The following is a 4,459-nucleotide window of genomic DNA, read 5'->3' as shown; positions in this document are numbered from 1 at the left end:
GCACTGGCAGCGCCGCCCGCCAAAAGCTGATCGAGAAGCTCATTCGGTATGGCAGGCTCTTTGCGTCGAGACATAGTGGGACTCCCTTTTTACCCATTATGCCCGCCCGCACACGGAAATCCTGACAGTCCCCCTCGCTGCTGTCGTTGCTGCACGGCTTCGTGCGGGCACTCGAACGCAACATCGAGGAAGTGTCGCAAGCCGCGCAATTGCACCATGACGGTGCCCAGACAATCCTGGCCGGCAGCAAGAGCGTCGGACAGGATGTGGAAGCGGTACATGAAGCCATCAGCTCGATCGCAGGCGGACTTGCTGCCGTGCAGGCCAATGCGGAGCACACGCTATCCGTAGGCGGCGCGGTTCGGTCAAATGCCCAAGAGTTGACTGTCAAATGTGACCAGATCATTGCTCGCCTGCGCGCGGCCTGAGGACTCTAATCTCATGCATCAGATAATTGTCTCCGCCTTGGCGGCTGCATCGCTCACGCTACCTTGTCCAGCCCAGGCGCAGCCCTCCGGCAGTGGGCAGGTGGTCGGCGAGATCGTCGTTACGGCGCAACGCCGGCATGAAAATATCTTTCGCGTGCCTGCCGCGATATCGGCCTTTCCTGAAAGCTTCCTCGATCGCGCGCGTCTCGACGATGTGAAGGACATCGTGACCTTTACGCCTGGATTTTCCGGGAATTCGGACGACAGCTACATCGACAGCCTTGCCATTCGAGGCATAACGTCAAACGACTATGGTATCGGCGGCGATCCATCGATCGGCATCTTCAAGGACGGGGTGTATCAGGGACGGACCGGCGCGGCAGTGACATCCCTTTTCGATATCGCTCAGGCGGAAGCATTGCGTGGACCGCAGGGCTTCCTGTTTGGCCGCAACGCGATTTCGGGCGCGATCAGTATCGCCACTAACAAACCCGAGCCAGGACAGACTTCGGGCCACATCTATGCTGGTCTGGGTAGTGCCCGTCGTATCGATGCGGAAGGCGCAATCAACCTGCCGATAGGAGACGATTGGGCCGTGCGCGTTGCCGGTTATGGAACCCGCTTTGACGGGTGGATCGACAACAACTTCACGCAGGATCGCGATGACCGGCTGATGGGCGGCAACAAGCAGGCAGGACGTGTCGGATTGCGGTACAGGGCCGACAAAGTCGATCTTATCGTGACGGCCGAACATGAACGTCGAAGGGTCGACGGCTCGCCGTATCGCGCCTCCAACGATGATCGCGAGGTCATTGATTATCTGAACGAGGCACTGGAGCAGGAAATTCTAATCGGTGGATCCGCAAAGGAGGTGGACAGCGACCTGGTAAACCCACGCGATGACGGCGATATCACAAGCCTGACCGCATCGGTCGATGTCGATTTCAGCTTCGCGCGCTTCAACAGTCTTACCGCCTACCGCCGTTCCAAGTTCTTCTATCTTGAAGATTATGACGGAACGGCGTTGCGACTGGGTAATTACAGCCAGGATCAGCGTGCCAGCTACGTCAGTCAGGATTTTCGCCTCGTTTCACCAGATGGGCGAAGGCTTACCTGGTCGGCGGGCCTCTCGCTCTATCGGGAGAATGTCAAAGCGCGCTTCGAAAATGAAGCCGATGCGGATCTGGTCTGCACCGCAGGATATGGTTATGCGGACTGCAACGAGATGACCCTCGACATTTACGAAACCGCCTATATTCCTGCGCCCGGCAATCTCCTGGTCGATATCAATGAGGTGCGCTCGCGCAATCACGGTTGGTCGGTCTTCCTCGACACGAACTATGCATTCACGTCTGCACTCACCGCAGGCGTCGGCGTTCGCTACGCGCGTGACACCAAGACGTTCAGCATCGACATTCCACCGAGCGAGAGCAGCCTGGGCAATGTGTGGACATTCACCTATTTTACAGATGGTCCCGTGACTTCAGACCGAAGTTGGGACGGCCTGACACCTCGCGCATATGTCCGCTATGCGGCAACACCCAATTTGAACATCTATGCCAGCATCACGCGTGGCTTCAAAGCGGGAGGGTTTGGCTCCTTTACAGTTGATGCGCCTACCACAATTGATGAATATGGGCTGGTTCCCAACGGCACGAGGGCTGACGTCTTTGCGCCGGAGACGATATGGAGCGAGGAGATTGGTGTTAAGGGAGCAGCCTTTGGAGGCAAGCTGACCTTCGATCTGACCGCCTTTCATTATCGCTATCGCAATTTGCAAACTGTCTTTTTCGATACCGCGCTACGAACACAGCAGGTCGTCAACGTCGGTCGCGTAATCGGCTATGGCGTGGAGAATTCGATAAGTTGGCGACCAAGCCGATATTTCGACGTGTCTGGGCATCTGACCTGGACACGCACCGAAAAGCGTGGCGATCGAGATTGCACGACGCGGGATTGTGGCGGCCTTCCCAATCCGATCTGGTCCAGCGCGGGCATAGCAACCGTGCATCGCCCGCTGGGTGGCGGCGAAGCCTATTTACAGGGTGAGTGGAGCTATGAGGGACGTCGCCGCGAGAGCTATGATTGGCGAGGCATCACCCGCCGCGACGCCTATATTCAGTTAAATCTGCGACTTGGCTATAAGAATGATACTGGGTTGGAAATCGTGGCCTACGTTCAGAATCTCTTGAATGCCCATTACGTACGAGGCGTCGAAAATGGCGGCGACTTGACGCCGGCAAATGTCTGGGGATTATCCCAGCCGCGCAACTTCGGCGTGGATCTACGATTTCGTTTTCGATAAGTTAGCATAGCCTTCACCTATATCCGGACTTCCCAGGGCTGGCTCTTTGTCTCTACTCCATCAGACGACCGGTGCTCGTGGACGGTCAGCTGTACCTCATTCTGGGGTAACAAATCGTCGATCCTGTGGATCTTGTAATAGTGGATGAGATTGAGCAGGTCGATGATGCAAGCTTAGTGATCGAGGCATTCATTTTGGCGCATTCGACGAGTGTCATGGCGCGCGCGAGGGTTTCGGTACCGGCCTCGGCGCCGGTGAATCAATAACCCGTTCTTCGTGCTGGGCATAACTGAGCCCTCCTGGACGAACACTGCGATCCGGCGGCCGAAGAACGAGGTCCTGATCAAGCTGGATGTCGGTGTTTCGGTGCAATAGCCTAGTTCAGCCGTTTTTGCTGTTCGATCTACCTAATCAGGCGGGTGAACGAATTACCGATTTCCGGATACGTCGCCCACCAAACGAAGGCCGAAATTGAGGCGCAGGACCGCTAGCCCACATCACTTCCTTAGTTGCGCAAAAGATAAATCGCGCAACTATAAGAGTCAATGCGCAACTAATCGTGGTTGTGCGCAATTTCGCGGGAATTCGTGCAGGCTTACAAGCGTCGGCCCGCTTCTGTTTGAAAGGCAGGGTGGGCAGGCATTGGATCGGCCCCTTTTGTCATTTTGCTCTCATGCGCTTTGCAAAGATTGGAGCTTGGGTGCCTTCCGACCAACTTTCAGCAATTATCCAAGGGAAAGAGAGGGTGGGGGGTGAATGCTCCCATTTTGGGAGTGATTTTTTATCCGCGCGACCCCGGGCGTGATAGTATCGACCAGAAGGAGGATCGCATGAGCGGAACGGAAGACAAACCCATTCCAGGTGAACCGCCGCAGAGCTCAGATCTGGTAAAGCCAAAAGCAGCACATTGGTTCTGGCGACCCTGGTATGCCAAGTCATGGTGGACAGCAGCTGCAATGTTCTGGCTGATTGCGTTTTTCGCGCCGAGCCTTTCTCTGACCACAAATAATGTCGCCCCACTCATCCTGCTTGTGTTTGAAAGCCTGAACCACCATCTCGTCCAGATCGACCGTATCCGGACAGGGCGAGAGCCGATGCCATCGGCAGCGGTGATCGACAGTCAGAGCGTCAAGACCAGCGAGGCGAGTGGGCCGCGCGGCTATGACGCAGGCAAGAAAACCATGGGGTGCAAGCGCCACGCTATGGTTGATACCGATGGTCGTGCGCTTAAGCTGCTGGTCCATGGTGCCGACGTTCAGGACCGTGATGGCGCGGTGCCGCTGCTCAAGCAATCACGCCAGCGCCATCCCTTCGTCGAGCGCACCTATGCCGACAGCGCCTACAATAGCCATCGCGTCCTGGATGCCACCTCCATCACCATCGAAATCGTCCGAAAATTCGCCGATCAGACTGGCTTCGTCGTCCATCCCAGACGATGGGTGGTCGAACGGACATTCGCATGGCTCAACAGAAATCGCCGCTTGGCCAAGGACTTCGAGCGAAGCATCAAATCAGCAACCCCGCTTCTCTATGCCGCCGCTGCCATCGTCCTCATTCGGCGCATCGCTCGTTACACATGAGATTCAAGACAGGCTCTTAAGCTCGACTTTGTACGATTAGGTAGCGAAGCATAGTGCTTGAGCCATACGTACGAGGCGTGTTGTCGGAATATAGTGCGGTTCTCGGTGCGGCGGGGAGTGTTGATTAATGTCGCCGACCCAGAGCT

2 protein-coding genes and 1 pseudogene are annotated in these 4,459 nt (G+C 56.4%); all 3 read left to right on the top strand.

What is annotated here, in order from left to right:
• The first annotated feature begins 146 nt into the window (after positions 1-146).
• Positions 147-428, top strand: a complete 282-nt coding sequence (locus tag SxD43FB_RS23040; RefSeq protein WP_096064111.1) for a hypothetical protein — start codon at positions 147-149, stop codon at positions 426-428.
• A 13-nt stretch (positions 429-441) separates the two neighbouring features.
• On the top strand, positions 442-2,733 hold the full coding sequence (locus tag SxD43FB_RS23035) for a TonB-dependent receptor (RefSeq protein ID WP_096064110.1): 2,292 nt from the start codon (positions 442-444) through the stop codon (positions 2,731-2,733).
• Between the two features lie 1,031 nt (positions 2,734-3,764).
• Positions 3,765-4,313: pseudogene (locus SxD43FB_RS23030) on the top strand (IS5 family transposase); the annotation flags it as partial.
• Positions 4,314-4,459 lie beyond the last annotated feature (146 nt).

Origin of the sequence: Sphingobium sp. D43FB (assembly GCF_002312805.1) — a bacterium.
Classification (GTDB): Bacteria; Pseudomonadota; Alphaproteobacteria; order Sphingomonadales; family Sphingomonadaceae; genus Sphingobium.
This window is presented reverse-complemented; position numbering and strand designations above follow the sequence as displayed.

Bases quoted from the DNA above. Each gene is read 5' to 3' on its own strand.
- SxD43FB_RS23035 (WP_096064110.1), top strand. From the start codon at position 442: ATGCATCAGATAATTGTCTCCGCCTTGGCGGCTGCATCGCTCACGCTA.